This is a genomic window from Enterococcus sp. BWR-S5, assembly GCF_016745255.1.
GTDB lineage: Bacteria > Bacillota > Bacilli > Lactobacillales > Enterococcaceae > Enterococcus_L.
Map to the genome: position 1 here is coordinate 14,626 of NZ_JADOEQ010000007.1, position 26,574 is coordinate 41,199.

Genomic DNA, 26,574 nt, shown 5'->3' on the forward strand with positions numbered 1-26,574 from the left:
AAAATACCTCAAAGAATCCCGATAGAGGCTGTATTCTTTCTCATAGTTCGCCTGCTTTCTTCAATTAAACTGGATAAATGAAACTCATCGTTGCCCAGGTAGAACGTGAACTCCAAAAATTTGGTATTAATTTACCAGCAGAGGCTCCGGCTGCTCGACCATTAACATCAACTGTTGCATATTGAATTCCTGACGATGTTCGGATTGATGATGATTGCCAAGTTGTCAGAGTAGGAATTGCCCAATCTGGTAATGTCGCCAATTCTGGCCGTGTTTCTAGAGGCCCGCCATCTACGGTTAGATTTACCGCAATCATCCCATTACCAAGTTCTCTAATTTGGTTTGAATAGAGCGATGCTGATTCCCTAAACGTAAATCCATTTAACAATGTCGGGCTTCCCACTTTTAGATTGCCTGAAAGGCTATCTGTTGTGATGAAATCAAACCCAAGCGTGACTATATCCTTAAACTTAGAATCTGGCACAGTATATGCTGCGATTGATAAACCTGCTGCTCTACATTTTTCAACATTTGTCAGTGTAACAGTCGTTGAAGCATAATTGACGTTAATTCCAGAAAAACACCCCAAAGCTTTTGCCGTTTCGATAGATTGATCCGTAATGTCATTTACAAGATAAGATACAGGAACATATGGCAATCGTTTCTTAATTTCTGCCAAGGCAGTGGCACTATAGCTTATCACTAACGCTTTATTTTCCAATCCAAATCGCTGAAGTAATTTTACAAACGAATCATAATTTGCCTCGGTGTATGTAGCGTCTTTTATTTCGATTACTGGTACAACACCGGTGTCTCTTAAAATGACTAAATACTCTTCCATTGTAGGAACCTTTAAGTCATCACCAGAATATTTAGCAACATGATTACCAGCATCAATGTTCAACGCTTTAATTTGAGCAAGCGACATACTCCTAACATTCCCAGTTCCATTTGTTGTCCGGTCTACGGTTTCATCATGCATAACAACCCAATAACCATCACTTGTAACTTGCACATCTGTCTCACACCCCCAATGGCTGTTAACCATTCGGAAGGCTGGTTTAGAGTTTTCAGGAGCATACACATGATTTCCTCGATGAGCAATATAATGTGTTCCGTATTGGAACCGTTCTGACATTTTCGGAGTGAAACTTTCTAATGTTTGAATTGTTCTTAGTGGAGTCATAAACTTAGTATTGCTGTCTGCCACTTGCGCTTCTTCGATGGTAGCAACACCATAGTTTTGAACCTCTGACAAGCCTACTTGAGATTTAGTGACCGAATGAGGATTTGTACGATTTTCTGCGTGCGATGCAAGCTCAGCTTTACTAGCTACATTTTCTTGCTTAGCAAATCCTGATTTTTCAAGAATATCTTGAGCATTAAATGACAATCGAATTTGCGTACCAGAATAATCTACTGTTACATTTGAAGCAGTCACGCCATTAGCTTGATCTGTATAATAAAGTAAATATGTCTTTCCTAGACTATCAATATACTGTTTATCGTTGATTTGAATAGTGAAATCGGTAAAATCTGCAGCATTCTGTTGATTCAATGTATTCCATGAATCTGTTGCTGGCATGTATGCTGCGACCTTCAAGTTCTTGTTATTTGGAGCTGAGGCCTTTGCTCTAACAGTTGTTGTAAACCCTACAAACTTATCTTTCACAAACTGCACTGCCTCTTCATCAGATAAGCCATCAAAAAGTTGTGGACTCATTCTTCTTGCAGTTTCAACATTATCAAGCACGGACATTTGCTGTGGAATAATCCCATTAGAAGTTGAACCTGTACTCACTCCCGAATCATCACGACTGACTAATTTATTGTAATCTGCCTGACTAATTTCATTCCAAGCTGCTGATGGTTTCTTTAAAGTATTTGCTGTGAAATCTGAGTAATAACTATGTGGATTGGTCGAAGTATTACTTGCTGTTTTCCCTTGATAATCCATCATCTTATTCACAATAGTTTGACCTGAAATCAACTCGATTCCATCCGCCTTAGACATTCTGCTAGAGAAATCTGCTGTTAGCCGATTGGCTAATGTTGTTTGTTTGATTCCTTCTGTATCGGTACGTGCTTGAACAATTTCAGGGTTACTATCTCCAGCTTCTGCTACTAAATCGTCAAAATCATTACGAAGTTGATCAAATTCTTGTTTATTCTGATTCGCTGTAGAAACTGCTTGGTCAGATTTAGTATTTGCATTTTGCGCAATGCCCTTTGCTTCATTAGCTGTTATATTCGCTTGATTCCCAGCTTCTGTTGCGATTCTAACTGCTTCGTCACCTTTATCAGAAGCTATTTTTTTCGCTTCATCTATTCCTGTGTTGAGCTGGGTTTGATAAGAATCAACCTTCTCACTAGCCGCATTCGCTGCATCTAAAATATTATTTATCTTAATTCTCCCTTGATTGAGAGTATCCGTTTCTCTAATTTGCTCAACAGCCATTTATTTTCCCTCCTTTGCTATTTCTTCTATACTTGACTTCTGAATGATTCGATCACCAAGTAGAATAAATGCGCCTGCAGTAAAATCTGATAGTTCGCTGTAGATTGTTTCTAAGGTACGATCAGATTCTATTTCAGTAATAAATTCTCCATTGTTGATTGTTTTTACTTTTATTTTCATTAGAATTGCCCTCCTAGTTGGGATTGTATGAATACTCGGCAAGTCACCTGTGCTTCTATTCGAGCTAAATTATTCGGTTTGATTTGAATCGTGTGGTTTCCTCTTGAGATTTTCCCACTCGATGATTTCCTTAAATAGTCCACAAGATTTAACCTTGTTTGATTTATTTCGTGTTGGGGCAATGTTTGCCCGTCGACTACAATGTCCACACTTGATGCACTTGTAGAAGCTTCATAGATACCCCAATCTAAAGGATGTGTATGAGCTGGTAAAGTAATTTGATGTGTATGATTTGGTATTGATACACTGTGGCTGTGAGCCGGAATACTTACTGAATGTGTATGATTAGGAATGTTCACATTAAAAGTGTGATTGTGATTTGGCACATTTACTGAATGTGTGTGGTTGTCAGCGGCTTCTTTTGTGTAAATCGGACCCGCTGTTCCTTCAAATTTTAAGATTGAACTTCCGTAGGCCGAATATCTAGTTTCAGGAACAGGACCGGGAGCCGATGTTGGTTCAAACATCAAATGCCTATGACTACCGCTGGCGCTGCTTGTTTGAGCGCTTCCTCCTCCTGTTGCTGTTGAACTTCCAGAAGAATATCCTCCACCACCAGAGCTTGTTTGTGAGCTTCCTCCACCACTGCTGCTTGTTTGAGTAGAGGCTCCACCAGCACTTGTTGATTGAACAGTTGAACCGCCGCCCTTCACAGCCTTTGTATATCCACGATAACGTTTAGTTTTAAACGTAAGTTCTACAGTATTTACATGAAATACATCATCATCTAAATAGAATTCGATAATCGCAGGATAAGCAGCTTCGCAATTATCCTGATAAGAATAGTTCAAGATATTCGTTGCTCCTTGCGAGTATGTTTCATTTATTTCTTGTTTTCTGTTAAGGTCAGACATTGTTGTTGTGATATCGTCTTGTAAATTTCCTAGTTCAAGCTTCAAATCTTGAGGAGCACCGAACACGTCAGGTTTTGACTCTTTTTTTATTCTAAGATTCACACTGCCAAAGTCATTCGTATTGATCATAACTACATTTCCTAAGCGTAAATTGTCAATTTCGAGTTTTGTGTCTGTTAACTTCATCAAGTCGGCTGCTGATACTTTCCATGAAATAGACGGTTCTGACCACTTCTTGAGCATGTTTATAGCATTGTCTTTTAGTGCTTGTGCTTGTGTGAATCGTAAATCAGTCCATACATACTCACTCAATCCATATTTAGCAATAGCCTCTTTATCTTCTACAAAAGGAATCCCGGCATTCACAGAGGTAATGTTCAATTGATTGATACCTTCTCCTGCCCCAAGAGGATACACCCGATTGACAAGATTTTTAGGATCACGCTCTATCTCGAATCCATGCATATTATAGCCTTCTTGAATTCTCGCCACTGGTTCTATTTGTGGTCTAACAAGAGACAATTCAAATGGATAAACTTGTGTGTTCCACTCCCAAACATAATCTTCGTCAAATGCTGCTGGGATAGAAAACAAGGCATCAGCTAAACCATTTTCATTTTCCCAAGCATAGCTAAAATATCTGGTAAACTCACATTTCTTTAAAATCCAATGCTTTGTTCGTTGTTTGTCTAATACATAATTAATCACGTTAACGGTTGTTTGATTCACCAATTCGTGATAACCAAAAAGCACTGTGTCTAGTAAAGTGCACAGTGCTTCGTTAGCAGTATAGCTGATTGTGTTATTGGTTGAATCCTTTTGAACTGTTGAAGGCATAATTCTAAATAGCCCAATATATTCGTTCTCGTCGTCAGTTAGTTCTACCCACAGCATTTCTTGGAGAAACTCATTTTTAGGGTCATCAAGAGGCATTGTAAATTCTAAATTACCTATATTGTTTTCGATTTTCTCATAGCTCACTTTATGTGCGTTTTCAAGTATTGCCGTGTATTCTCTATTAAGGTTCATCGCCATTAACATTGAGTCGATAACCTCCTTATAAGTATCTATTTGGATAGCGAATAGTCAGTGTAAAATCACTATCATCTGCTTGGATGAAAAGCGGTTCGCCCGGGTAAATGTAAAAATCATTCATAGGGCGAATCATAGGCAGGTCATTTTTTGTTATGTTAAAGAGTTTTGTATCAATTTCTATAACTGAATTGTCAAAATCACCTAGATTAATTGTGTCGCTCCTTGTTTTTATCCACACGCCGCGGCCAGTTCCCTCAATTATAATTGTAGGCTTAACTTTCAGTCCTTCTACCGTTGGATAGATTTCTACAGGTTTGACTTCTGTTCCATCATCGCCCATAAGATAACTTTGATTTTGAAAAGTTATCATGGTAGAACCCCAATAGGCGCCACCTTCAATGATGATTGGTAAGTTAACAGCCCCTGAACCAGTGTTTCCCATGAGATAGTTAGCCTGAAAGGTTATAGATTCCGAGCCCCACATAACACTTGTAGCATCGCTCTTCGTGTACTTGTAAGGGTCATTCAATATAATAGTAAAAGTACCGACGACTTGATTTAAGCCTTCCGGTACTTCACTTACATCTGATTTACTTCCTGTCCATAACATCTCTGGTTCGTCATTAAACCATATCTGTACATCCTTTTCACTAAAAAGAGCGATATTCAACCTATTGAAACGATCACGAAATGACTCATTATCAGGCGCAGTCAACTGATATTTTACAATCAATTCTCTTTCAGGGATACGAGAATATACGTGTCTTCTACCATCTCGAATACCCAGTTGATAGCTTTCTACCTCAGTCACAGCCAACTCTCTTCCAATAACATTCAGCGTTTTATATCCTGGTACGATATTTTCTAAAAAAGTATCGTTAAAATTCATAGCTTCAGAGGGAAGACGGCCAACTGTTTGTGATTCATCTGTATCTATAAACTCATACATTTAACCCCTCCTCCCTTTTGCTATGTTCGCTTTATTTTGTTCCTTATAGAAAGCTTTCGCCAATTTTGGCACAGTTTGTCCTACTAGTGTATCACCATCAAGCAGGACATCTGATGTTACATAAATTGGTGGTAAAGTCGGACCATCTCCTGAATAACTAAGATTGTACTGATTTTTACTACCTACATTCATATCGAACTGATAGCCATTTTTTGCTTGTATGTTATCGACAACTGTCTGAGCCACTTTTCTGGCACTTGCTGCAAGTTGCTTCACTCGACTAAGCATTCCAACTTCCACACCCTCGGTAGCGAACTCACCAGATTCCATTGTCACTCGAGATGGACTGTGAATATCTAACGCGGTATTGATTGTTGAAGCAATCTGACTAGCGATAGACTCTGCCGCAGATATAGGACCACTTGAATTCGACGTGATTCCGTTTGCTAAGCCAGACATAGCATTCATCCCAACATTGTACATGTCATCCTGAAGACTGCTGAATGCCTCCGGAATATCCGTAGCAATTTCACCAAACTTAGTAACTATATTTTGCCCTTTTGTGGCTGCTTCAGTTGTCATGCTTTCTACAGCAGTGGATAATTTGCTCTTCCCACCGTCAACCCCCTTAACAGCACCATCTACCATATTTTTACCATGCTGTTCATAGACTCTGGATGGACTGTGAGAATCGTTCACCTCAGCCATTTTATCACTAGCATCTTGAGCCATTTCTCCTGTAGCATCGGCTAAGCCACTTGCATTTTCACTTACCCCTTGAACAGCTCCTTCTGGAATTGCAGACCCTAATGATTTGAAATCAGCTGCTTGTATTGATGTCATAAGAGAACTTTCAGCACTCATAACCATTGCATTAACAGTTTCATTAATTCCATTGTCTTCAGTATTGAAAGCCTTCTTGAACGAGTCTGTAGCTGTCTGACCACCACGAGAATAGGTTTCGCTTAGTCTTTGTAATTCTTCATCAGAAGAATTAACCATCGCAGCTACATAACCAGCCGATTCAGGACCGGCATCTCTCAATTTGTTTAAGAGACCTTCATCTACACCACGACTGGCAAGGTTGGTGATATTGTCCGCCCATTGACTAATGACACGTTGATTTTCTTCAAGATTAGCTGTCATTTGAGCAACTGACATTTCTTGTTTATCTGAAAGAGTATCAAACATATCTGTCGCCGCATCTCGATATTCATTCCATTTTTCTTTCATACCATCGACAGCTGTTTTCTGTTGTTCGGAAAGTGTTTGATATGAAATCACCTGCTGCATTACACCCGCATCGACTGCTGCTGCAACTGCTGCACTAGATTCTTCCATAATTGTTTGAGTATTTTTTTGTTCTGTTCCTAATTCGGTCAATGTCGTTTTCAGAGCTGTTTCCTGTTCTTCCAGCCCCTTCAAAGCCTCTTTGTGTTCGCCGGCTTTTACCTTTCCATCTTCGAGTTTTTGATTCCAATCTTCTCTAAGCGCTGTCGTTTCTGCCAACTGTGCTTCAACATTGTGTTGTTCAGTAAGAATATCTACTAAGTCCTGTTGTGCTTGATTGGCGGTATCTTGTTGAGCATACGCCTCAATTCTTGCTTTCATCTGCTCAGCTGTCATAGAGAGCTGTTTACCTTCTTGGTCATACATCAGGTTCAATCCGCCGACAGATTCATTCAGTTGTTCAACTGAATCTTTCAACAATTTTTTATCAGCTGTAGACTGGTTTTCTTTCTCGGATAGTTCAACAATTTGATCCACTAAATCTTTATAGGCTAAAGACTGACTCTTGATAGTTTGCTGTGCTTCAGCTCGACCTTTCGAAGCTGATGTGACTGAATCAGATAATTCTTTCGTAGAATTTGCAAGTTTATCTTGTTCCTTGTTTAACTCGAGTGATGCTTCTGTATCTTTATTTAGCCATTTCCATAATCCAATTCCAGCAGCTGTCAATGCACCTACTCCTGCAACTATCCAACCAATTGGACCAGATAAAAATGTAAGAGCTGCACTAAACGCAGTTGTCGCCGTAGTCATTATTGCTGTAGCTACAGCTGACGCCGACAAAGTTCCAGTAAGAAGACCGATGATTAGAGTTCTTGCCTTAACCGCTATTGTGTTTACTCCTTCCGCAGCCGTTGAAATGTTTGTAGCTACCGCCTCAGCGTTTGTCGCAGCTGTTTTTGCAGAAACTGCTAATGTAAGAGTAGCATTAGCTTGTGTAGCCGCAGTGATAATAGCCTTATGTGCCGTGAAAAGAGCATTTACTTTTGAAATAATTGTAAAAGCTCCATATGCAGCAGCCAACCCAACTAAAACTGGTGATAAAGTTTTTGCTGCTGAGAATACGACTGATAGAGCCGAAGCAAAGAATTTCGCTGCTGGCGTTGCCATTTCGATAGCTTTTGTTACTGCTTTGAAAGTATTGTTAACAATCACTTTTAGCCCATCAAGATTTTTTGCTATTGTTTTTCCGGTAACAGCTTTAGACATATTATCAAATGCCTCGATAATCGAAGCTAACCCTTTTGCAGCAGCATTTTGTAAGTTCCCAAAAGAAGTCGCAATACCTTCAGAGTTAATTCTTGCAAGTTCTGCCAGTTCTCCTGTACCAGTACCCAAATCAATCAGTTGATTTTGAAATTCTCCGAATGTAATATTACCTTCCTTCAAAGCTGTATAAAGATCACGCTGGGCTGTTTCTCCTACGAATCCCATCGCCTCAGCAGTTTTTTGTAAGCCAATCGGCATCGTTTCCTGTAAGGTTTTCCAAGATTGTAAATCGACCGAGCCAGTACTTAGCATTTGAACGTATTGTTGCAATCCTCGACTTGCATCTGATGTTGAGGCTCCGCTTGCTAACATAGCATTGTTTAAAGCAATTGTTGCATCTGTTGATTTATCCATGTTTCCAGTAATTGCAGTCATTCTTTGTGCACTACCAACTACTTCATCCAGTGTAGTTGGTAACCCATCGATTCCATCTGCAAGCCTTTGAACACTTTCTGAGGACTCCTCAGCAGAGAAGCCGAGAGCACTCATTACTTTCGGATATCGTTGCATCGTATCAAATCGACTAATCGCAGCATCCATAGAAGAAGATAATGTGCTGAAGACTCCTTGTACTATTTTAAAGGCTCCCAAACCAGCAACAATTGAAGCAATGGATTTCGTAGCACTTTGTGTGCCAGTGTCAAAATTAGACAATGAGCGAGTCGCTCCATTCATAGCACTTGTAAATCCATTATCTGTTGCAGACAGTTGGGCTTGAACTGAATAACTTTCCGCCATTTATCCTCCCTCCTTCATGTTTGCTTTGAGTAGTAGTTTTTGCTGAATTCTAGACATTTTAGGTTTTTTCGTTTGAATCCCTAGATATTCATTTTTACGTTTATCTGCGTCGAAAAAGTCTTTGAAGTTCTTGTAGATATATTGAGACTTCTTATCCGTCATTTGAATTTCTCGCTGTTTCCACGCAGAAAGGTGCATGTTCAATTCTTGATCGAACTCACGCAAACGAGCTGCTTTCATCAATCTTAGATAATGCTTGAAAGTAATTCTTCCAAGTTCTTTTTCTCCTACTAAATTTGGATAATAACGCATGATTTCAACTTTAATATCGCCAATAGTTAAGCGAGAAAATTCTTCAGAGCGTTCTTGTTCTGAACTTTCACTGCTTTCCAGTTCACCATCCCTGTTAGAAGGTTGACTCCTTGCAATTGCAATAAAAAAGCATCAATTGTCTCCGCAATATTATCCTGTGACTCAATCCATTTTTTGATTTCAGCATTCGTTGGAATAGAGTCTTCAGTAGCCAATGCAGCTCGAATGATTTGAACCAAGTATTTTGGGTTCCTAGTATCAGCTAGTAGTCCAACATTCATTTGAGTTCCCATGCCGATGGACATTCCATCTCGCTCAATAGTCTTTGTATAGTCTAACGTTTCAATGAAATCTAATCCGAAGTAGAGTGTGTACTCTTTGTCATTAATAGTAATTTTCATGTGTTTTCCTCCTAAAAAAGAAGACTAGCTGATGCTAATCTTCTTCTACTAAAATTGTTAGTTCTGATTTTGCGTAGTCTATTGCAACTGCACTAGCTACTGTTGTGTCAGCTGCTTCGGCTCTAACTAAAACATCAACTAGTCCATCATCATTAATACAATTACTGTCAACAGATTGATTCAATAGTGATGAAGTTGCTTCTGTATGATGAACGCCTGAATTCCAACTTGTTTCATTGAAAACATTCATGGTCAACATAGTTCCTGTTGCACCTCTTCCGAAGCCGTATGTGCTAACACTAATTTTTTGTATTTCTTCTCTTGCAACAGCAACTTTCTCAACAACAGTTGTAGCCCCTCTGTCAGAAAAATAGTTGCTATCGTAACGTTCAAGCGCATCAATGATATTATAGGTTAGCAAGATTTGTACCATATTCCCTGATGTCACATTTGAGATGTTAAATACTTGAGAATCATTTAATTGCTTAATTCCCGCATATCTTCCAGATGAAAATTCGTAAAAAGACTTGTCATCAGGCAATGCAATTGTGTTTAATGTCGCTATTTTAGCGATGTTAGCATTCTCAACCACACTACCAGCTACCTTGTCAGTGAAATCACATAAAATTGTCACTTCTTTATACGTAACTTCCTTTGTTTTGAAAGTTACCTTTTCACTTTCCCCAAGAGCATTCACTACTTGAATAACATATTCAGTGTCTGCAATCAGTCCATATAAAACATATGGTGAGCCAACATCTTCTGCAACAACATTTCCATTTAACTTGATATCCCCCTTTTCACCTGACCATTCCACTGCTGCTGAAGTCTTTGTAATCTCAGAAACAGCCAGGTCGTGGGGAGGCTTAGGGAGTGTCTTCTTTTACCGTATCCTTGAATGTATATTGAACAACTTCTGCTTGCTCATCCGTTAGAGTTGCAAAACCTTTTTGACCTACGCCGTTCACGGCAAACGACAAACTAAGTTCTACTTGCCCTTCTGCAGCTGCGGTCGGAGTGAACTCTGAAACATATGCTTGGAAGTATGTCGCTTTATACTTCTCAGCATTCTCGCCAGTTCCTTTCTCAGACCTGTTAATCTCCCAGATTTCAATTACTTCTCCGTCCAGTAATGCGTCTTCCATTTCATCAACGTGAGAATCACCTCTAGCCACAATTGAAGTTGCAGAAAAATCATATGCAACTGGCTTCAGGTTTTGAACATTTCCGTCTTTTGTAGTTACTTCATCAGTATCTCGTGAACGGCCATTTTCATGTTCAGTCTGAAATGCCATTTTCCACGCTGCTTCCTCTGTCGCTTTGCTTAACAGTCGATATAGTAGAATTACATCAATTCCTTGTAATGCTTCCATCTTTTTTCCTCCTATTTCACTCTAAATTCGAGTGTGATTATTGCCCGTTTTAAAGGCGTATTAGTCGTTGTATCATCAATCATTTGAATATCACTTGACTGAATGTCTAAAGTCCATGAATAGCCTCCTGTTGCTTCGATACGTATCGCTTCATTGAAAAGAGCAGATGCCATATCGGACACCTGCTTCCTCTTTTTTTGTAATCCCCAAACAGATAATATAAGTACTACTGAACCTTTGATATCTGTTTTATTTGGCGCATGGATGTTTTGAGTAGATTCAAACTCCACAAAAGGATAAGCAACGTCTGACATCGGTTTGAAGTCGTATGTGTCAAAATTGAGCTTCTGAGATTGTTTAAACATTTCATCGAATATTGATTGATCACGTGTTTTTATCATCAGTTCACCAGCCTCTTTAAATCTCTTTTAAAACTCACTAATTGAACTCTGAAACAAGGGTCTACAACTGGCCTGCTTGTCATAAAACGCGTTCCTTTTTCAAGATACGGGTTATATTCCATTCCTAGACCAGTATTGCCTGTTAGAGCATCTGAGCTGAAACTTGGAATAACACTTCTTTTACTAGCTCCAGTAGGACTCACGAACTTCCCACCTTCCCAGTGGCCTGTATAAACTTCCTGAGTCTTTCTTTGAATTTTCCCGTTAAGTTCAGTAGTGTTTATTCTAACCACTTGCTTAACATCATCAAGCGTTGCGTTTCTCTTTAATTTTGCTTGCAGTTCTCGAACTCCGGTAACTTGTATTCCTCTAGCCATCTTGCGCTACCTCCTGAACGATAAACGTATTTTTCGAACGAAGATTACGTTCAGTGATAATCTCATATTTCCTTGTTTTTTGTTTCAACTCGTCAACTATCAATACATAATCCCAAGATTTTTTATAAGGGCGTAGCAAACGAATAACTTTCGCACCTTGTTGGATATCGCCAAAAAGCACTTTTGACCTATCGGTTCCTAAATCTGTGACATTGGCATACTTGATGGTTTCTACCTTTTCATTGTCAACATGTTCACCTTTATCCGGATTGTAATAGCCACCGTTTTCAACAATAAATACCAGCTTAGTGTCATATCTCATAGGAATCTTGCAACTCCTCTGCGTGGCAAACTTTTTTCTTTTTGTTTGTAGTTATACGCTTCGATATCATCTTCAAACTCATCTAAAAGTTGCCCATATGAAATAGATTCTCCTTCTTGACCGTAAGAGTTCATACCTTCGTTCCCTTTGCGGTTGAAACGCTTAATCGTACATTCAACTACAATATAATTTAAAGTTTCAGGAACACTCTCTAGAAAGCCTAAGCGTACGCATAACTGGCTAGATATTCTTTTGATAAAATCTTCCAACTGCTTATCAATTTCAGTATCCTCTATTTCTAAGGAACGTTTTACTTCTTCTAAGGTTTCACTCATATAACTGCCTCCTTTCAAAAAAAACAAAAAGGCTAGTCAATGACTAACCTTTGCTTTTACTAACTTTTTTCTTTGGTTTTATTTCAACAGCTTCCAAATAATTACCTCCGAACGCTTCAAGGTTCTTCTCGACTTCTTCAAAGCGATTTTTTTCAAGTTCCACTTCTTGCCCAACCTGATAAGTTTTCTTTGTGTGAATATCCATAAATGATTTTAAGACTTTATATTTTGCCATTTACCTCACTACCCCTCTGGTAATACGGTCGCTTGGAATACGTTATCTGCTTCCGGGAATGAAGGTAATGCTGTACCAGCAGCTTTCGTCCAAGTGCCAACTGGGTCAAGATTAGATTCATAAACCATAGCAATGACATTTCCTACTTTGTAATCATTAGAACCTCCAGATACCAAACGAGATTCTTCCGGAGTAACACCAAAGATTGATTCACCAGGATTTTCAGAACCAAACATAACCAATTTATTTTCTGGGAAATAACGCTCCTTAACAAGTTTCCCTTGCGCATTTTCTTTATAATATTTCGCATCATATGTCGCAATCGGTGGTAATCCAAATTGCTGCAACACTTGATTCAATGTTCCTGCGGTCGGTAGTAGTCCTGCGTCTTTGAAATATCCTTTAATGCCAGCATTCTGTAAGATGGCATTTCGAACTTTTGCGGATGTCAAAATTCTTGTCGGCATTGTATCTAGTTTAGACGCCCAATCTGTTAGCAATCCGATTATGTCTGTACTTGCTGATGAGAAATCAGCCGTCGCTTTGTGGTCTGCCGGCACACCGTAATCAACAACCAAATCATCCAGTCCATTTTCATCTAGCGTTACAGTACCGTTTGCCAATACTTCCATACGCATTTTTTCAACACGAGCGTTAACAGATGAAACCATTGTGTAAACATCATTGTAAACCTCTTGCTCCAAGAAACGTTGTTCTTCGGCAGTCCGAGGGTTTCGCAATGCAATCAAGTCTTTTTCTTTCAACTGAATTTTTCGTTTGATAAACGCCAATTCTTGTGCGCTACGAGAAGCTACACGAGAAGCAATTTCTGCCTCAGTATCAAAAGCATGTACACTTGCGATTGTTGGGATACGAGTACCTGCTTTCAAAATATCGAATTCTAATCCTTGAACCTTTCTTGCCGGGAATAATGTCTCCCCAAGTAAAGCTGGCGCTTGTCGATTATTTACATAATCTAATACATTTTTTTGTGAAAATAATTCTGCAATATTAGCCATTCATTTTTCCTCCTAAAATTAAGATCCGCTAGGCAGCGCTAGCATTTTTCCGTTTGCATCATAAAACTTAACTTCTCTCATTGCTGTCTGCGCAGCATCTGCTGGCTTAACTGGCAATCGTTCGATTAAGATGTGCCCTTCAATAATTACACCAACTGGTTGTGGTCCTTTTGACACATCGACATCATTGATTGTAATTCCTTCTGCAGTAGCATCATTGGCTGGAAAAACTGAACCTGCTGGTAGAATGCCATTCACTACTCCTGCATGTGTGTCGTCTACTTGCTTTGTAAATGACAAAAAGTTTTGAGATTTTAAAAAGTTAATTTCTGTGTATGTTTCTGTTTTTTGTACATAAACCATATTTCTTCCTCCTAATTGGTTGCCCAAGGATCATTCTCAGGCTTTTTGATTTGATTGTTAGCAGCTTGTGCCATTTGTGCGCCACGAGACAAGGTAGGAGTTCCGTTACCATCTAAAGGAACCTTTCCGCCTAATCTTTTTTCGTAATCAGCTCGGATGGCCTCTCTTTCAGCCTCAATGGCCGTCAAATACGTCTTGACATTGTTTGAAGTTGTTTCAGCATCCTCCGATACAACGAGGCTGAGTACCTCTTTAGTGGCTGTAACTCCCTTATCAACAAGCATTTCACTCGCTTGCTCAGACATCTTCGCAAGATTTTCTTTGCGCTCATACTCGGCGATTTTGTCCTCGAGTTTTTGGCGTTCATAATCTGCTTTGTCCTTATCATTCATTTCAGCTAGTTTGTCAGCTTCAATCTTTTCAGTCTTCCACTTCTCTTCAGCAGCGGCTACGGCTTTCTTAGTTTCTGCCGAAACCATCTTTGCCACATCATCACGAGAATATTTTTTACCTACTTCACTATTTTCCTGATCGCTTGGCGATGTTTGGTCTTGATTTTCTGCCGGCGTCGCATCTTGACCTTCAGAACCAATATCAGCAGAGAAATATTGTAAATTAATAGGTATAAATAACTGTCTTTTCATGGTTAATCCTCCGCGGTTACGCCGCTACCCGATAAATTTGATTAGTTACGCGAATCACTCGAAACAGCTCAATTTATAACGCCCTGAGCAGTAGAGGGCATAATAAAAAGCCCTATTTCTAGGACTCATTGTTTAGATATTCAATTGCTGCATTGTATTTCTTGATTCGTTCGAAATCTATTTCGCTTGGGTTCTGTATTCTACTTATATCACTATTGTGTCTGAGGTCGGCCAGTTTCACTTTCCTTGCAAGCTCATTGCTTTTCACTCTTTCAAGATACTGTTGATAGGAAAGCTGTTTAGATTTAGTTAAGATGGACACTGCCTGCAATACTTCGCCAGGTACGCCTCGCTCAAGTAAATCGGATAAAGTAAAATCCGAGTCTTCAATGACATCATGAAGAAGAGCTGCCGCTTTTTCTTCCTCGCTATCAACTAACGAGGCTACGAAAATAGGATGCTGAATATAATCAACACCTGCTTTGTCTTTTTGGTCTTTATGAGCTTCCTTTGCAATCTCTAAAGCCAGATTATAGAGTTTTGTCACGCTTTGCCTCCTTGATGAAATCATTTGCTTGTTCCTCTGATATTTCCTCATATAGTTCATATTTATCTGATTCATCTGAATAAAATAGAATCATTAAGCCTGTTTCTTTCCAGTCATTCAATTCTAAATCAAACCTAAAAACGTTCTTTCCTGAAACCTTAATGATTGTACCAAAATAATCAGAGTCAAGCAGTCGATAGAAAGTATTCTTCATACTACTTCACATCCTTTATATTACTTATGCCTTGTGGTCTTTGAAGAGACTCTGACAGCTGCTGCATTTCTTTGCTTAGATTTAATGCTTCATCTGACATTGGATCAATGACACGATATTTCTCATAAAGTTCATGTAGCTTACCATTTTTTAGAGTAAAACTGTCAGGCGTGTGGAATTGTAATTCGAATTCATAGCCCTGTGGAGTAAAGAAGTTGCAGTTTATCCCATTATAAGGATTAGAAGTGTTGTTCCAGTAATTTTTAACTGCACTTACATTATACCCCTTATTCTTCAAAGCGACAACGAACTCATTGAAATCTTTTGCCATATTATCAGCTTTAGAAATGGATGTGTACCTAACAACATCCCGCATATTACCATCGGGCTCACCTTTTACTTTACGAGTTAGTGAGTTCAACGTCTTCAATCTAAAATCTAACCCATCAAGAGTTGTTCCAACGTTGCCAGCAAGTTCTTTCAAATCCTTCGTTATTGTTGGCTCAGCTTTTTGGGCTTTAGAAAGCAAGTCTTGCGCCTTTCTTTCGGCTTCCGCTGTTCCTCTATCATAGTAAGCAGCTGTTGAACATCTGCAATTTGGGTGCATAGTTGGAGCATTTTCTCCCGGCTGCATCTTCTTTGTTTTGAATATTTTTCCGTCCAAAGGCTTGCAGATGGAACAAGCAGACGGTTCAGCAATGAACTCATAATCTTCATATCCAAATTCTTCATAACTCATTTTTTGAATCTCTGTTTGTATTCTTGCCGATTCCGTCCTCATGAGTCTTTCTGCCTGATACTTCGTAACATCGAATAAATCACGCAAAAAGAGAGCAGATTCACGAGGGTTTTTCCCTTGCACAATCGCTCGTATCAACAATTTATCAAGTTCTGCTTTTAACTCTGCTTGGTATCTCCATATATTCTCACTAAAGGTTGCTGTTTGATGCGAGCCTTTGACAATTGACTCGATTTTCTTCTGGTAGTCATTACTTATCGTCTGCCCCAAGATGCCCGCTTGTCGCTTATATTCTGCTATAGCTTCATTCGAAAGGATATCTGATAAATACTTTTGAAGGTCATCGGTAGTAGAAACCAGCTCAAAACCTATTTGAGACTTCAACAGTTCGAGCCTCGATGTCCGCATTGTCAGATTGTATATCTTAAGTTGATAGTTTGCTTCTTTTGAAAAGTCTTTGTTTTTGACATATTCCTTTGCCTTGCGAGCGAAAGACTCTACATCCATCTTTGAAGCACGTTTCTTTGCTTCTGTGATGCTAATTCCTTCACCTGATGCATAATTAGACCAGTTCGCTTCAATCTCTTTCTGAATCGAATCTAAAGCACTTTGAAGGCGTTTCTCAATCTCTTTGGAAATCTCTTTATCAGAAAAAATCTGTTGCTTGATGTGTTTCTGTTCTCTGTCGCGCCAATAAGTCATTCAATCACTCCTGTTCAATAGGAGCGGTTTCGGATGAGTCTTCTTCCACTTCTTTCTCTTGATCAAACTGAATGCTAGCAACCTTGTCGTTAAACTCTTTTTTTATCCGCTTCAATTCTTCATCGAACGGAACACCCGTTAACCTTTCAGCCATTTCACACAACGTTTGGTCTGATACGATACCAACCATACCTGCGATTACTTTCATGATTTCTTCGTCTGATTGCGGCACGTTCGGTGTAAATTTAATTTGGATAGCATTCACTTTGTCATATAGTTGCTCTTGCTCGTTGTTGTTAGAAATAGAAACAGACTTGATTTTGTCAACCAAGCCTTTTGAGTCTAAATTGTCTTTCAAACTCCATGAGTGAGTGAGCAACCTCAGACGTCGCATGATTGCTTTTTTTACCATACGTTCTTTATTCTTACGATCATTATCAGAGCCCCAACCTTTGAATCTGAATCCTATGCCTGACTGATTGGACCCGATGTTTTCGTCTGTAAAGTCAATCAATGCAGTAAAACGTAAAATATCAGCCACTGTTCTACTATCGTTTGCCTCCATACCGTTTACGTCATACTCTTTTTTTAGATAATAAGCATCCGGTGTGTCTCCGAGCTTTCCATCTTCATATACCTTTTTATCGCCTAGCACAAGCATTCTAGCTTTCATCATAGCGTTAAATACTTCGAGTTGGCTGTTATCTCCTGAATCATCGACCGCAGTATCAGGATTCCCTTTGATTACCAGATAAGCTTCAGATGTATCTTGCTGGAAGTTCGCCATTTCCGAACGTGATAAATCGTAGGCATCTATAGAGTCAAGAACTCTTTCGAAATCACTTAATCTTTCTTCGTTATTTATCCACTCATTAACTTGTACCGTGTCAAAATAACTCTCTACAATGCCGTTCTCTTCAAAAGTCGCATTGTCTAAGTCATCATTTTCAGCAATCAAGTAATAATTAAAGCCGCTGTTTGTGTACAGTTCTATCCTTGTCCAGCGTTCATCCAAAAACTCTTCCTCATAATAATGCACAGCACACAATGAACTTTTATCTTTTGTGTTGTCATAAATGACAAATGTTTGTTGCACATCGAATTTAGCCAAAGTCTCTTTCCCAAATTCATCGCGCCCTATCCATTCGTAAGCTCTGCCGAATGCAAACATATCACGCCCCATAAGCTGATTGTGATAGTCCTCGTTCGACTGACTCGAAAATTCGTTGATTCTATCAACCATAGATTCTTCACCACTGTATTTTAGAGGATTTCCTAACAATACTCCCAGTTTGAATGAAACGATGAAATTCGCAAAATCACTAGCAATCCGATTATCAGAACGTCCATCAGGCTTTTGCGGTCTATATTTGATATTGTTATCAGCTAGCATATATCTATTTAGCTGTTTCAGCCGCGGAACCTGTTTCTCTTGATGATGTCTAATAAAATTCACAATCATTTTCCAAACGTCTTCATGTTCGAAATCGATTACTTTTTCTACTTTCTCAGTTGTTTTATCTAACATTGAACGTTTCGGCAATCTGTCAACTGGCACCCTATACACCATATTTGCTTCTTTATCAAAGCGCTTCTTACCTAACAAATCAATCTGTCCGTCCATTTACTCACCTACAATCCTAATTTTTTGAATGTTTCTATAGTTTTTCTTACGTTTACTGGCTCCTGCTTTTGTTTCATATCTTGACTAAACGCGTATCTTGTCGCATCAATCGTGTGATTATCTTTGTCTTCTAGTCGCGGCTTAGGATTTCCATCCCTATCCGTCTGATAATCTATATTTTCGAATTCACGAGCAATATTAGGTGTTCTCAACGGATCAATGCAGATAAAGTCCAAATCATCTAACCATTCTTCTCCGTACTCAACGCTGTCAGGACCTTTTTTCACACCAATTATCTTTTTAGCACTATGCTCAATTCTTAATTCAGCAATGCTTTTCGGTTCTGCGCTATCGGCAAATATCTCATCGTTTTGATAGCCTTTATCATGTAATTTTTTGGCTAACTCACGGTTGCTAATCTTAACGCCATATATCTCATCAATTGCGTATATGCCATTCTTTTTCTTGTCATAATGCCAGCGAACAAATGCTAGTGGGTCCGTTGCATATCCGAAATCGACAGCATTTCTTATATTATCGAAGTTTGCCATCATCTCATCTGGGATGGAGCCTGCTTTTACTTGTAAATTATCAAACGGCACTACGCCGGAGCCGATTGCTTTACCGTCATATTCCCATTCAGCTCGCCGAGGATTTCTTTCTCTTGCTGCTTCTACCTCACTTAAGAACTCTTTCGAGATATAGGGATTATCTTTGTATGTCGAATGATGTACAAACGTGTTATCTGGTTGAAAGCTCGTCTCATACTTTTTATTTACCCACGATTGTTTTCTTTTTGGTGGGTTGTAACTGTAAAAGAACTTATAAAAAAGACCATCATCTAACTCTCCACGTAATAAGGAGTTAGTGATAGTCGTCACTTCGTCTTCTGTTTTAAATTCTGCTAGTTCCTCAATCCAGCCGATTGCAAATGGAAATTTGCTGTCTTTTAATGACTTGATTCGCTCTGGGTTTTGCGCTCCTCTGAATATCATATAGTTTCCTCGAGGAACATAAGTTATTCTAAGTGGAGATTTATTAAACTTGAATAGATGGGTCACTCCCTGCTGATCAATTGCCCATTTCATTTGTTCATAAACCGATTGTTCAAGCGTATTATCTACATAACGGATACCAACAGCATTAACGGCGTATCTCATTAATAGCTGAGTAATGATATGCGCTATATCAGAAGATTTGCCGGAACCCCGACCACCTTTACAAACTATATTTAAGATATCGCTGTTTAGCGTCACTAACCAAACAGGATGAAATTTTTTCGGCAATAATTCAGATAACTTTTTAGCCATCAGCTACACCGCTTATATCATCAATAAATGTTGGAACTTCAGCTACTTCTATCTGTTGCTTATCAACAAAAGCAGCATTAATTTTATAGAAATGCTCTAACGCCTGATTACGCTCCTTGAAACCGGCTGAATACTCACTGATTTCGTGTTCTAATACTTCATTTGTTTCCGGGTCCCTCTTAACCACTTCAAACCGCTGCGGTTCCCCCTTTGCTATTGAAGCAGTAATAGACAAAGCCTCTTCCATGCTCAAGTGCTTCTCTATCTGCAATTCTCTAGTCTTTTGTTCAATATAAGCTTTGATTGCAGTATTTTGTAGTAGTTTATTTGCATTTGTATTTGTGTATTTTGTGCTATACCCAGCCTTTATTGCTGATTGAGTTGCATTCCCTGTGATGATGTACTCATCAGCAAATGTTCTTTGTCTTGGATTTAAACTCATTTTCCATCACCTTCTTTCTTAAATTAATACGTGTTTTTATACGATTCCCCCTCGACACGTATTCGAATACGTGTTATAATATATATATAGAAAGGAGATAGATATGAACTCTAAGGAAGTTATCAAAATCATTGAAGCTGATGGTTGGCAACTTAAAAATGTAAAGGGTAGCCACCATCATTACAGACATCCTTCGAAAAAAGGAAAAGTCACTGTTCCACATCCGAAAAAGGATTTACCAATCGGAACAGCAAACAGCATTTTGAGGCAAGCGGGTTTGAAATAATCCGCTTCTCCTTAGAATCTATCTATCTCCTAAAAATTAAGAGGTGAACCCTATGTTTATTTACTACGCTATTTTCAATATTGCTGAAGACGGTATTAATGTTTCCTTTCCTGATTTAGATGGCGCATTTACAAGTGGTAGCGATATGCACGAAGCCTTGTATATGTCTAAGGACTTGCTAGCTGGGTGGTTAATCAACGCTGAGGATGATGGCGAAACTTTACCTACACCTTCTCAACCTGAGTCTGTCAAAGTCCCTGAAGGAGATTTATTGATTCCTGTAGAAGTTAACCTTGAAGTTTATCGTGAGAAGTTCAATAACCAGCTCATCAAAAAAACTTTAACCATTCCTAAATATCTAAATCGGTTAGCTGAAGAAGAAAAGATTAATTTCTCGTCAACATTAACAGAAGCGTTAAAAAGAAAGTTAGGAGTCTAGTTTTATACTAGGCTTCTTCTTTCTGTACTAAAAAAGACCCCGGTTAGGAGGTCTTGACTTTATTCTTCTCTTTGCACTTCGGGCATTTGAATATCCACTTATCCTCAATACGTTTGCTAGATATGACATCGATATCGTGCGGAATACTGTTTCTGTTTTTCTGCACATCAAAAAGAGTAAACCCGTTAAACTTGTGCCCGCAATTACATTTAATTTCCATACGCTTCAAATCCTTTTTTTGATTATTATACCACCGAATGAAAGCGTTTTGAATATAACTTTATCGTTTTATGATTTATCTTCCTCCAAAATAAAAAGAACGCCTAAGCGCTCTAATCGAAATTATCTATCAAAACTTGATGAAGCACTTTCCCTACCCTGTTGATCATGTCCTCATCTTGCTCCTCGTACCCAGCCTCGTAAAATATAGCATGGGTTAATTCGTGGATTACTGTCTGGTCTTTTCTTTCGTCACTGATATCACTTAAGACAGCTATTTCAGCTTTCTGATAGTCACAATTGCCTATAAAATCTCTACTTCCATCTATCTCAATAAAGGGCTTTTCAGTCAATGCATATACCACACCACCGACTTTTATTTCATTCTTTAGTTCCATGATTTTATTTCCTCCATGATGATATAATTATAGTGAAAGCGAGGTGGAACATATGGCAGGTAGTAAAAAATGTAGTCCTAGCCCTAAAGTGAAACAAGCAGCAAAAACTCTTTCAACAAGCAAGTCTGCTGCGAAAAAGTCTAGTGCCGGTAAAACACTAGCTAATCACAAAAACAAGAGTCACTAGGACAAAAAGAGACTTGGATATTAACCCGAGTCTCTTTCTTTATGTACTAGCAATCTACCTAGTCGGTCACATTCCAACATCCTCCGCCGTGCACTCCTCAAACCGTGCCCATCTTGCCTCGATTGCTAAAAGACAGCGCAGGAATCGAACCTGCATACTCCCGATTTACCATCAGGCGCATTCCACTCTGCCAGCTGTCTTAATGATGGGCGCTTACGTCCCACTGTTTCACTGTCACAGCTTAATCATAAGAACTCCCTTCAAGAGTAAGTATAATTCTCACTACAACAGGTTAGCCGCACAGCAGCTCTTTCTAGCTTAGTGTTTCCCAATCTTCTGCCAGCATATCTGATTGCGATGCTAGCCACCCCACTTGAATTTGATTGCTCGTAGTTTTTATTGCTAAAGCATCTGTCACAGTCCAAAATTCATAGTGATTACCTCTTTCTTTCGTCCTCGCTTGGGACACATCGCTGAGAGGTGTGCGAGGTTCTGTTAGTAAACTAAGCAAGGAAACTTCATAAGATCCTTGATTCCTATTCTACGCATGGTAGATAGGACAAAATCGCTCACAAATCGGGATAGATTAACTCACCGAGGAGTTTTCCACATCCTTTTAATAGTTTTCAATCTGCGAGCGATATATAAGCTAAACATCTACAAAGCTTTTCCTGTTGTGTGTTCTCCCGTGATGTTTAAACTTTTTGATACTACCATTTTATCAAGAAAATTAGGGTCGAAAGTCTAACAATCGTCTAAATATCTAATCCCAAATCTAAAGCAATTTCTTTGAAAAACTCATTTCTCAATGTAAACGCCGTTGCTCGGCTACAATACACCATGTTGTTATCGATTAACCCTTGCATGGTGTAACGTGGGTACTTTTTCATATACAACTCAAAAATGATTGTCATTGTATCTTCTCCTGCACCTTGGAGGACATTATCTATAACTCTCTTATTTCTTTCCAATGCTGCCAGCCTCTTATCTTGCTCAATCGTAATCATTAGATTGTCTTGACTGTCATAGCTCGCTTTCGTTCCTTTGATGTCTCTATTAATATCAGACTCACGATATGGATAGCGTAGTTCTTCTTCACGTTTTCTAATATGTTCGTCTGTCTCCGGGTAATCCGCTAGAATATCCTTGATATAGTTAAACGTTGATTTTCTCAAATCGTCAGTCTCCTTTCTTACTTTTTAAACAGCACTTTAATAGCTGATCCTACAATCATAAGAGATATTGCTATAGCAATGCTTACGGCAATCATCGTTCCACATGCAATTAAAATATCCATCAACCAAATCGCCCCTTCTGCAAAATGATATATTTATCAAATAAATATCAGAAATATTTAAATAGTGATATAATACCCATATAAAATCCATCTTATGGAGGAATACTTATGAACTCATTTAAAGCAGGACAGATTGTCTTAGTGAAAATAGATTTCGATGATAATATTTGGGTTGTAATAATGAGCCAAGTCTCTAAATGTTCTTTTTCAGGCATACTTTTTCCTCCCATCTCCGGACAGCAATCTTTATTTTTTTATGATAATCAGATCATTATGGAGTTTTCTGATATTTCTTAATCCGCTTTCTTCTCCCTATAAGCCACATACACAAACATCGCAACTATCAGTATAATCAGCACGGCAACGGATATGTTATAGCTCATTACGTTTCACTTAACCTTTTAAATAAATCATCTAGCAAAGGAATCCCTTGTGATAACTCAAAATAACGTTTGTTGCGACTTTGCTTAAACTTGTTATCAACAAGAATGTCCGTCCAAGCATTTCTAGTTTGGCTATCTGTGGTATCCAAATACGCAACAATAGTTATGTTGAATCCCCATTCCCATAAGCGGCATGATTTAACTGTAAATTTGACAGTTCCGCCTAAAATTGGAATTTCGTACTTGTCGTATTTGTAAGTGTCCACTTCGACATATTCTATTCTTCTTCGTTTAAACAGGTTCATTCTCCCGACCTCCTCAATGTAATATACGCAGTTTTATAGTAAAGTCATTTGAGTGACATTGTTCTTAATTCTATCGATTGATTGTTCAAAATATTCTTCGTTATTTTCGAAACCTAAAAAATTTCTTTCGTTATTAATCGCCGCGACAGCCGTTGTACCTGATCCCATAAAAGGATCAAGGATTGTGTCATTTTTTTTTGAAGAATTAAGCAGTAGATTAGTTATTATATTCAATGGTTTTATTGTCGGATGCCCAAATTGATGTTTGTCTTTCACATTCATCGGCTGAACATATACTGTTTTAGCTCTATCATAATTTTCTGGATTACAATATCCGTTTTTCCTAAAGTACAGACAGTATTCTTTATCTGTTAAATACTTGTTATTAAAAAGGGGCGCTGCATTTGTCTTTTTCCAGATAATAATGTCAAAAGAACACCCATGCTCTTTCACAAAAAAATCAAGATACATAGGAATCTGTTTGTGATTACACCATATGTACAAATTAGGTGTTTTCAGAACTCTCAACATTTCGCTTAAAATCCCTTTGTCAAAGCCTTGAGTAAGATTATTTTCTTCAATTTGATCATTCATTTTTTGAATGCTTTTCGCCAGTTTAGAGTTGCCGCCAGCTTTTACATTATCTATTTGATAGGGCGGATCAGTAATTATTAAATCAATACTTGCGTCTGGTATACGCTTCATACCTTCCAAGCAGTCCTCATTGTATATTTTATTTAGTTCAATCATATTATTCACAAAAGGAGTAAAGATATCTTTAACGCCGGCCGGCTACTCCGCTCCTCTCGATTAGTTTAAATAAATCCTAGCTTCTTCAATACTTCATAAATAATGATTAATACAACAAGCACAAGCCAAGGATTCCGTTCTAAATATTCCCATAGATTCATCCCTTAACCTCCGTTGCTTCCTGTTCTTCGGCTGTCATGAAGAGAAAAGGATGTCCGAGTGCCATACCGTGCTTTTTCGTAAAAATGGCATTGCTTTCCACAGTCTCCACTATTTCGTAATCATCGTCCGCAATAACTAGGTCACCCGCTCTAAACTCATTCAGCTTTCTACCTTTCGAATGAAAATGCTCTGCACGTTTGAATAGTGCTATTTCTTCTGTGGTAGCATCAGGATCATGAGCAATTGCCTTTTCGTGTAAAGTAAATTCCTTAAATGTACCTGCAGCAGAATCATAGAATTTAACTGACTGCATTTCTGTCATACTATTTTCAATTACTTTGTAGATGTAACCGAAAGACGAATCCTTTTTGTAATACTCCCCGACCTTGAAAGTCTGCTGATTATCTTCTAAAAGTTCTAAACGTCCAATCACTTCATTCAGATGTTTTAAAGTGATGAACGCAGCCATTTTCACTTTGTTACTGGTCGTCCCAATACCGTTTTTGATATTCCTTAGATCCCTTGCAGTTTCTCTTAATTTCTCTACATTGATTTTCTGTTCTGTCATCGCTGGTCCTCCTCCACTTTCACCGCAAACGGCCAGTAACGCTCGTCGATTGCTTTGATTTCTGATTCAGTGAAAATTGTTTTTTGATTAGGCATAAGGCAAACCTTAGTATGAACTATTTGTTGTTGTCCGCTCTTACAATCTATAGCTAGTCGCCCAAATCCATTAACAGTTTTATCAAGCGGCAATTCGACATAATAAAGCTGCTCCTGCTGAACTGTGTAGTTGCCAGTGACAAATGCAACACATAATATTTTCTCTAACTCTCGTGCACTATTAGCAATGATTTTGCTGTCCTCGTTGATTCTCCCATCATTCATGACTCTGGAAACCACTGTACTTACCCATCCAGACGGATTGTCTTCAAAGTATTCCTCAACAATCCATTTCGGTAATACAACAGGCTTGTTCTGTTCATCGAATAGCTCGATGATTTTTTGTGCATATTCCATTGCTCCTTGTTCTGTTTCAGATTCATCGTAAAAATCCCAATCAGACTCTAGAAATTCTTCTAAAAGTCTTGCTACAGCATTCATACGTTTATTTCGGTCCATAGCATTCCCGAATGCTTTTCCGAATTTCTTCATGTCTTCTGCTGCTCTGGATGTAGGAGTTCCCTGATTGCTCAGTTTTCGCAACTGCTCATAAGCATCAGCTTTCTTCTGCAGCTCTTCCTGCTCGGCTTGAATTTCTTCGAGATGATTTATAGCCTGATATGATGCTTCTGCAAAACCAGTTTTATAAGCATCCTTCCACGGCCCTGAATTTACATCTTTTTTTACATCTAGTATTTTCTTTATCTTTTCCTCTACCATACTCATTTCTCATCCTCCAAAAATTCTTGCATCCGATTAGCAGCAGACTTAACGAACTCACGTTTTTCATCAACTGCTTCGTTGTATACTTTGTCAATCGTTTCTCGTAAACTATTTCTTAGTTCTTTATCTGTTACTTCAAATCTTGCAACTGAAATCGGACGTATATCATCATCGTCAAGATGCCGCTCTAGTTCATCGATTCGCTTATTCAGCCGCTCTAATTCTGCAATTTCTTCACGCATAACGTGGAATATTTTCATTGGATTCATTCCGCTACCTCCAAATAGTAAATATTGTCCGTCACAGTAGATTTACCATCACTGTACATATCCATATTTACCCACTTATTTTTCTTGATATCGTATATCAGCTCATTGTTATGATTCACAAACCATTCATTTGTTACAATCTTCCTGCCTTCTTTATCAGCGAATATTAACGGATTCGACGTACACGCATAAGCTCTGACTAGTTTTCCATCAACGACATCACCGCAGTTGTTTTTAGGCTTATCAGCTGTGTAGATAGACCGCAGATGTTCAGCATTTCTGATTCGTTCTTTCATTCCA

Annotated in this window: 35 protein-coding genes and 1 tRNA gene; 3 read left to right on the forward strand and 33 right to left on the reverse strand. The window is 38.6% G+C overall.

Translation table 11 applies throughout. From position 1 onward, the window contains the following. Positions 1-64 precede the first annotated feature (64 nt). From IW510_RS09605 to IW510_RS09715, 23 genes are all read right to left on the reverse strand, one after another. Positions 65-2,458 carry a glycerophosphodiester phosphodiesterase family protein gene (locus IW510_RS09605; RefSeq protein WP_202059018.1) on the reverse strand — a complete coding sequence of 798 codons (2,394 nt, stop codon included), beginning with the start codon at positions 2,456-2,458 and terminating at the stop codon, positions 65-67. Further along, complete coding sequence (locus IW510_RS09610; protein WP_202059019.1) at positions 2,459-2,638, reverse strand: phosphoribosyl-ATP diphosphatase; 180 nt, start codon at positions 2,636-2,638, stop codon at positions 2,459-2,461. It lies immediately after the preceding gene. Beyond that, positions 2,638-4,593, reverse strand: coding sequence for a phage tail protein (locus IW510_RS09615; RefSeq protein ID WP_202059020.1), 1,956 nt, complete (start codon positions 4,591-4,593; stop codon positions 2,638-2,640). Before IW510_RS09615 ends, IW510_RS09610 begins: the two co-directional genes overlap by 1 nt. Positions 4,594-4,609: 16 nt before the next feature. Beyond that, positions 4,610-5,536 (reverse strand): distal tail protein Dit, encoded by a 927-nt coding sequence (locus IW510_RS09620; RefSeq protein WP_202059022.1) that lies wholly within the window; start codon positions 5,534-5,536, stop codon positions 4,610-4,612. After that, a complete protein-coding gene (locus IW510_RS09625; RefSeq protein WP_202059024.1) occupies positions 5,537-8,833 on the reverse strand; it encodes a tape measure protein in 3,297 nt (1,098 codons plus the stop codon). Beyond that, entirely contained in the window at positions 8,834-9,145 is a 312-nt protein-coding gene (locus tag IW510_RS09630; protein WP_202059025.1) for a hypothetical protein, read from the reverse strand. Positions 9,146-9,171: 26 nt separating this feature from the next. Next, entirely contained in the window at positions 9,172-9,546 is a 375-nt protein-coding gene (locus tag IW510_RS09635) for a tail assembly chaperone (RefSeq protein WP_202059026.1), read from the reverse strand. Between the two features lie 34 nt (positions 9,547-9,580). Further along, positions 9,581-10,363, reverse strand: a complete 783-nt coding sequence (locus IW510_RS09640) for a hypothetical protein (protein ID WP_202059028.1) — start codon at positions 10,361-10,363, stop codon at positions 9,581-9,583. Positions 10,364-10,412: 49 nt separating this feature from the next. Next, complete coding sequence (locus tag IW510_RS09645; RefSeq protein ID WP_202059030.1) at positions 10,413-10,919, reverse strand: phage major tail protein, TP901-1 family; 507 nt, start codon at positions 10,917-10,919, stop codon at positions 10,413-10,415. An 11-nt stretch (positions 10,920-10,930) separates the two neighbouring features. After that, complete coding sequence (locus tag IW510_RS09650; RefSeq protein ID WP_202059032.1) at positions 10,931-11,320, reverse strand: phage capsid protein; 390 nt, start codon at positions 11,318-11,320, stop codon at positions 10,931-10,933. After that, positions 11,320-11,697: a hypothetical protein gene (locus tag IW510_RS09655; protein WP_202059034.1), complete on the reverse strand. Its 378-nt coding sequence runs from the start codon at positions 11,695-11,697 to the stop codon at positions 11,320-11,322. Before IW510_RS09655 ends, IW510_RS09650 begins: the two co-directional genes overlap by 1 nt. After that, a complete protein-coding gene (locus IW510_RS09660; RefSeq protein WP_202059036.1) occupies positions 11,690-12,019 on the reverse strand; it encodes a hypothetical protein in 330 nt (109 codons plus the stop codon). The genes IW510_RS09655 and IW510_RS09660 overlap by 8 nt, the downstream gene beginning before the upstream one ends. Further along, the gene (locus IW510_RS09665; RefSeq protein WP_202059038.1) at positions 12,016-12,354 is read right to left on the reverse strand and encodes a phage head-tail connector protein; all 339 of its coding nucleotides are present in this window, start codon (positions 12,352-12,354) and stop codon (positions 12,016-12,018) included. The genes IW510_RS09660 and IW510_RS09665 overlap by 4 nt, the downstream gene beginning before the upstream one ends. 43 nt (positions 12,355-12,397) lie before the next feature. Further along, complete coding sequence (locus IW510_RS09670) at positions 12,398-12,589, reverse strand: hypothetical protein (RefSeq protein ID WP_202059040.1); 192 nt, start codon at positions 12,587-12,589, stop codon at positions 12,398-12,400. An 8-nt stretch (positions 12,590-12,597) separates the two neighbouring features. Beyond that, entirely contained in the window at positions 12,598-13,608 is a 1,011-nt protein-coding gene (locus IW510_RS09675) for a major capsid protein (RefSeq protein ID WP_202059042.1), read from the reverse strand. Positions 13,609-13,626: 18 nt separating this feature from the next. Next, entirely contained in the window at positions 13,627-13,971 is a 345-nt protein-coding gene (locus tag IW510_RS09680) for a hypothetical protein (protein ID WP_202059044.1), read from the reverse strand. An 11-nt stretch (positions 13,972-13,982) separates the two neighbouring features. After that, positions 13,983-14,615: a DUF4355 domain-containing protein gene (locus IW510_RS09685; protein WP_202059046.1), complete on the reverse strand. Its 633-nt coding sequence runs from the start codon at positions 14,613-14,615 to the stop codon at positions 13,983-13,985. Positions 14,616-14,733: 118 nt separating this feature from the next. Continuing rightward, complete coding sequence (locus tag IW510_RS09690; protein ID WP_202059049.1) at positions 14,734-15,186, reverse strand: HD domain-containing protein; 453 nt, start codon at positions 15,184-15,186, stop codon at positions 14,734-14,736. Continuing rightward, on the reverse strand, positions 15,146-15,376 hold the full coding sequence (locus tag IW510_RS09695; protein WP_202059050.1) for a hypothetical protein: 231 nt from the start codon (positions 15,374-15,376) through the stop codon (positions 15,146-15,148). Before IW510_RS09695 ends, IW510_RS09690 begins: the two co-directional genes overlap by 41 nt. Before the next feature lies 1 nt (position 15,377). After that, positions 15,378-16,817, reverse strand: a complete 1,440-nt coding sequence (locus IW510_RS21560) for a minor capsid protein (RefSeq protein WP_202059052.1) — start codon at positions 16,815-16,817, stop codon at positions 15,378-15,380. A gap of 4 nt (positions 16,818-16,821) precedes the next feature. Continuing rightward, on the reverse strand, positions 16,822-18,441 hold the full coding sequence (locus IW510_RS09705; protein ID WP_202059054.1) for a phage portal protein: 1,620 nt from the start codon (positions 18,439-18,441) through the stop codon (positions 16,822-16,824). A gap of 8 nt (positions 18,442-18,449) precedes the next feature. Beyond that, on the reverse strand, positions 18,450-19,751 hold the full coding sequence (locus tag IW510_RS09710) for a PBSX family phage terminase large subunit (protein WP_202059056.1): 1,302 nt from the start codon (positions 19,749-19,751) through the stop codon (positions 18,450-18,452). Beyond that, positions 19,744-20,193, reverse strand: coding sequence for a terminase small subunit (locus IW510_RS09715; RefSeq protein WP_202059058.1), 450 nt, complete (start codon positions 20,191-20,193; stop codon positions 19,744-19,746). Before IW510_RS09715 ends, IW510_RS09710 begins: the two co-directional genes overlap by 8 nt. A 103-nt stretch (positions 20,194-20,296) precedes the next feature. Between IW510_RS09715 and IW510_RS09720 the strand changes: the two genes are divergently transcribed. Further along, a complete protein-coding gene (locus tag IW510_RS09720) occupies positions 20,297-20,479 on the forward strand; it encodes a type II toxin-antitoxin system HicA family toxin (RefSeq protein WP_202059060.1) in 183 nt (60 codons plus the stop codon). A 52-nt stretch (positions 20,480-20,531) separates the two neighbouring features. Continuing rightward, positions 20,532-20,918, forward strand: coding sequence for a type II toxin-antitoxin system HicB family antitoxin (locus IW510_RS09725; RefSeq protein ID WP_202059062.1), 387 nt, complete (start codon positions 20,532-20,534; stop codon positions 20,916-20,918). A gap of 332 nt (positions 20,919-21,250) precedes the next feature. Here the strand turns inward: IW510_RS09725 and IW510_RS09730 are convergent, their stop codons facing one another. From IW510_RS09730 to IW510_RS09745, 4 genes are all read right to left on the reverse strand, one after another. Then, positions 21,251-21,535, reverse strand: a complete 285-nt coding sequence (locus tag IW510_RS09730; protein ID WP_202059064.1) for a hypothetical protein — start codon at positions 21,533-21,535, stop codon at positions 21,251-21,253. 316 nt (positions 21,536-21,851) lie between these two features. Continuing rightward, positions 21,852-21,922: transfer RNA gene (locus tag IW510_RS09735), tRNA-Tyr, on the reverse strand. A 113-nt stretch (positions 21,923-22,035) separates the two neighbouring features. Continuing rightward, positions 22,036-22,191 (reverse strand): Thoeris anti-defense Tad2 family protein, encoded by a 156-nt coding sequence (locus tag IW510_RS21450; RefSeq protein ID WP_330932648.1) that lies wholly within the window; start codon positions 22,189-22,191, stop codon positions 22,036-22,038. Between the two features lie 286 nt (positions 22,192-22,477). Next, on the reverse strand, positions 22,478-22,897 hold the full coding sequence (locus IW510_RS09745; RefSeq protein ID WP_202059068.1) for a transcriptional regulator: 420 nt from the start codon (positions 22,895-22,897) through the stop codon (positions 22,478-22,480). A gap of 230 nt (positions 22,898-23,127) precedes the next feature. On the opposite strand from IW510_RS09745, the gene IW510_RS09750 reads away from it, so the two are divergent. After that, complete coding sequence (locus IW510_RS09750; protein ID WP_202059070.1) at positions 23,128-23,316, forward strand: hypothetical protein; 189 nt, start codon at positions 23,128-23,130, stop codon at positions 23,314-23,316. A gap of 85 nt (positions 23,317-23,401) precedes the next feature. On the opposite strand, the gene IW510_RS09755 is transcribed toward IW510_RS09750, so the two are convergent. From IW510_RS09755 to IW510_RS09780, 6 genes are all read right to left on the reverse strand, one after another. Continuing rightward, positions 23,402-23,707 (reverse strand): hypothetical protein, encoded by a 306-nt coding sequence (locus tag IW510_RS09755; protein WP_202059072.1) that lies wholly within the window; start codon positions 23,705-23,707, stop codon positions 23,402-23,404. A gap of 33 nt (positions 23,708-23,740) precedes the next feature. Continuing rightward, positions 23,741-24,412 (reverse strand): DNA-methyltransferase, encoded by a 672-nt coding sequence (locus IW510_RS09760; RefSeq protein WP_236674694.1) that lies wholly within the window; start codon positions 24,410-24,412, stop codon positions 23,741-23,743. A 202-nt stretch (positions 24,413-24,614) separates the two neighbouring features. Then, positions 24,615-25,187: a hypothetical protein gene (locus IW510_RS09765; RefSeq protein ID WP_202059074.1), complete on the reverse strand. Its 573-nt coding sequence runs from the start codon at positions 25,185-25,187 to the stop codon at positions 24,615-24,617. Next, positions 25,184-26,008, reverse strand: a complete 825-nt coding sequence (locus IW510_RS09770; RefSeq protein WP_202059076.1) for a DUF1642 domain-containing protein — start codon at positions 26,006-26,008, stop codon at positions 25,184-25,186. The genes IW510_RS09765 and IW510_RS09770 overlap by 4 nt, the downstream gene beginning before the upstream one ends. Next, entirely contained in the window at positions 26,005-26,274 is a 270-nt protein-coding gene (locus IW510_RS09775) for a hypothetical protein (protein WP_202059078.1), read from the reverse strand. The genes IW510_RS09770 and IW510_RS09775 overlap by 4 nt, the downstream gene beginning before the upstream one ends. Beyond that, positions 26,271-26,570 (reverse strand): hypothetical protein, encoded by a 300-nt coding sequence (locus IW510_RS09780; RefSeq protein ID WP_202059080.1) that lies wholly within the window; start codon positions 26,568-26,570, stop codon positions 26,271-26,273. The genes IW510_RS09775 and IW510_RS09780 overlap by 4 nt, the downstream gene beginning before the upstream one ends. Between the last annotated feature and the right edge of the window lie 4 nt (positions 26,571-26,574).

Excerpts from the sequence above, each read along its gene's own strand:
- IW510_RS09605 (WP_202059018.1), bottom strand. The coding sequence starts at position 2,458 with ATGGCTGTTGAGCAAATTAGAGAAACGGATACTCTCAATCAAGGGAGA.
- IW510_RS09610 (WP_202059019.1), bottom strand. The coding sequence starts at position 2,638 with ATGAAAATAAAAGTAAAAACAATCAACAATGGAGAATTTATTACTGAA.
- IW510_RS09615 (WP_202059020.1), bottom strand. The coding sequence starts at position 4,593 with ATGTTAATGGCGATGAACCTTAATAGAGAATACACGGCAATACTTGAA.
- IW510_RS09620 (WP_202059022.1), bottom strand. The coding sequence starts at position 5,536 with ATGTATGAGTTTATAGATACAGATGAATCACAAACAGTTGGCCGTCTT.
- IW510_RS09625 (WP_202059024.1), bottom strand. The coding sequence starts at position 8,833 with ATGGCGGAAAGTTATTCAGTTCAAGCCCAACTGTCTGCAACAGATAAT.
- IW510_RS09630 (WP_202059025.1), bottom strand. The coding sequence starts at position 9,145 with ATGCGTTATTATCCAAATTTAGTAGGAGAAAAAGAACTTGGAAGAATT.
- IW510_RS09635 (WP_202059026.1), bottom strand. The coding sequence starts at position 9,546 with ATGAAAATTACTATTAATGACAAAGAGTACACACTCTACTTCGGATTA.
- IW510_RS09645 (WP_202059030.1), bottom strand. The coding sequence starts at position 10,919 with ATGGAAGCATTACAAGGAATTGATGTAATTCTACTATATCGACTGTTA.
- IW510_RS09650 (WP_202059032.1), bottom strand. The coding sequence starts at position 11,320 with ATGATAAAAACACGTGATCAATCAATATTCGATGAAATGTTTAAACAA.
- IW510_RS09655 (WP_202059034.1), bottom strand. The coding sequence starts at position 11,697 with ATGGCTAGAGGAATACAAGTTACCGGAGTTCGAGAACTGCAAGCAAAA.
- IW510_RS09660 (WP_202059036.1), bottom strand. The coding sequence starts at position 12,019 with ATGAGATATGACACTAAGCTGGTATTTATTGTTGAAAACGGTGGCTAT.
- IW510_RS09665 (WP_202059038.1), bottom strand. The coding sequence starts at position 12,354 with ATGAGTGAAACCTTAGAAGAAGTAAAACGTTCCTTAGAAATAGAGGAT.
- IW510_RS09670 (WP_202059040.1), bottom strand. The coding sequence starts at position 12,589 with ATGGCAAAATATAAAGTCTTAAAATCATTTATGGATATTCACACAAAG.
- IW510_RS09675 (WP_202059042.1), bottom strand. The coding sequence starts at position 13,608 with ATGGCTAATATTGCAGAATTATTTTCACAAAAAAATGTATTAGATTAT.
- IW510_RS09680 (WP_202059044.1), bottom strand. The coding sequence starts at position 13,971 with ATGGTTTATGTACAAAAAACAGAAACATACACAGAAATTAACTTTTTA.
- IW510_RS09685 (WP_202059046.1), bottom strand. The coding sequence starts at position 14,615 with ATGAAAAGACAGTTATTTATACCTATTAATTTACAATATTTCTCTGCT.
- IW510_RS09690 (WP_202059049.1), bottom strand. The coding sequence starts at position 15,186 with ATGATTTCATCAAGGAGGCAAAGCGTGACAAAACTCTATAATCTGGCT.
- IW510_RS09695 (WP_202059050.1), bottom strand. The coding sequence starts at position 15,376 with ATGAAGAATACTTTCTATCGACTGCTTGACTCTGATTATTTTGGTACA.
- IW510_RS21560 (WP_202059052.1), bottom strand. The coding sequence starts at position 16,817 with ATGACTTATTGGCGCGACAGAGAACAGAAACACATCAAGCAACAGATT.
- IW510_RS09705 (WP_202059054.1), bottom strand. The coding sequence starts at position 18,441 with ATGGACGGACAGATTGATTTGTTAGGTAAGAAGCGCTTTGATAAAGAA.
- IW510_RS09710 (WP_202059056.1), bottom strand. The coding sequence starts at position 19,751 with ATGGCTAAAAAGTTATCTGAATTATTGCCGAAAAAATTTCATCCTGTT.
- IW510_RS09715 (WP_202059058.1), bottom strand. The coding sequence starts at position 20,193 with ATGAGTTTAAATCCAAGACAAAGAACATTTGCTGATGAGTACATCATC.
- IW510_RS09720 (WP_202059060.1), top strand. The coding sequence starts at position 20,297 with ATGAACTCTAAGGAAGTTATCAAAATCATTGAAGCTGATGGTTGGCAA.
- IW510_RS09725 (WP_202059062.1), top strand. The coding sequence starts at position 20,532 with ATGTTTATTTACTACGCTATTTTCAATATTGCTGAAGACGGTATTAAT.
- IW510_RS09730 (WP_202059064.1), bottom strand. The coding sequence starts at position 21,535 with ATGGAACTAAAGAATGAAATAAAAGTCGGTGGTGTGGTATATGCATTG.
- IW510_RS09750 (WP_202059070.1), top strand. The coding sequence starts at position 23,128 with ATGAACTCATTTAAAGCAGGACAGATTGTCTTAGTGAAAATAGATTTC.
- IW510_RS09755 (WP_202059072.1), bottom strand. The coding sequence starts at position 23,707 with ATGAACCTGTTTAAACGAAGAAGAATAGAATATGTCGAAGTGGACACT.
- IW510_RS09760 (WP_236674694.1), bottom strand. The coding sequence starts at position 24,412 with ATGAAGCGTATACCAGACGCAAGTATTGATTTAATAATTACTGATCCG.
- IW510_RS09765 (WP_202059074.1), bottom strand. The coding sequence starts at position 25,187 with ATGACAGAACAGAAAATCAATGTAGAGAAATTAAGAGAAACTGCAAGG.
- IW510_RS09770 (WP_202059076.1), bottom strand. The coding sequence starts at position 26,008 with ATGAGTATGGTAGAGGAAAAGATAAAGAAAATACTAGATGTAAAAAAA.
- IW510_RS09775 (WP_202059078.1), bottom strand. The coding sequence starts at position 26,274 with ATGAATCCAATGAAAATATTCCACGTTATGCGTGAAGAAATTGCAGAA.
- IW510_RS09780 (WP_202059080.1), bottom strand. The coding sequence starts at position 26,570 with ATGAAAGAACGAATCAGAAATGCTGAACATCTGCGGTCTATCTACACA.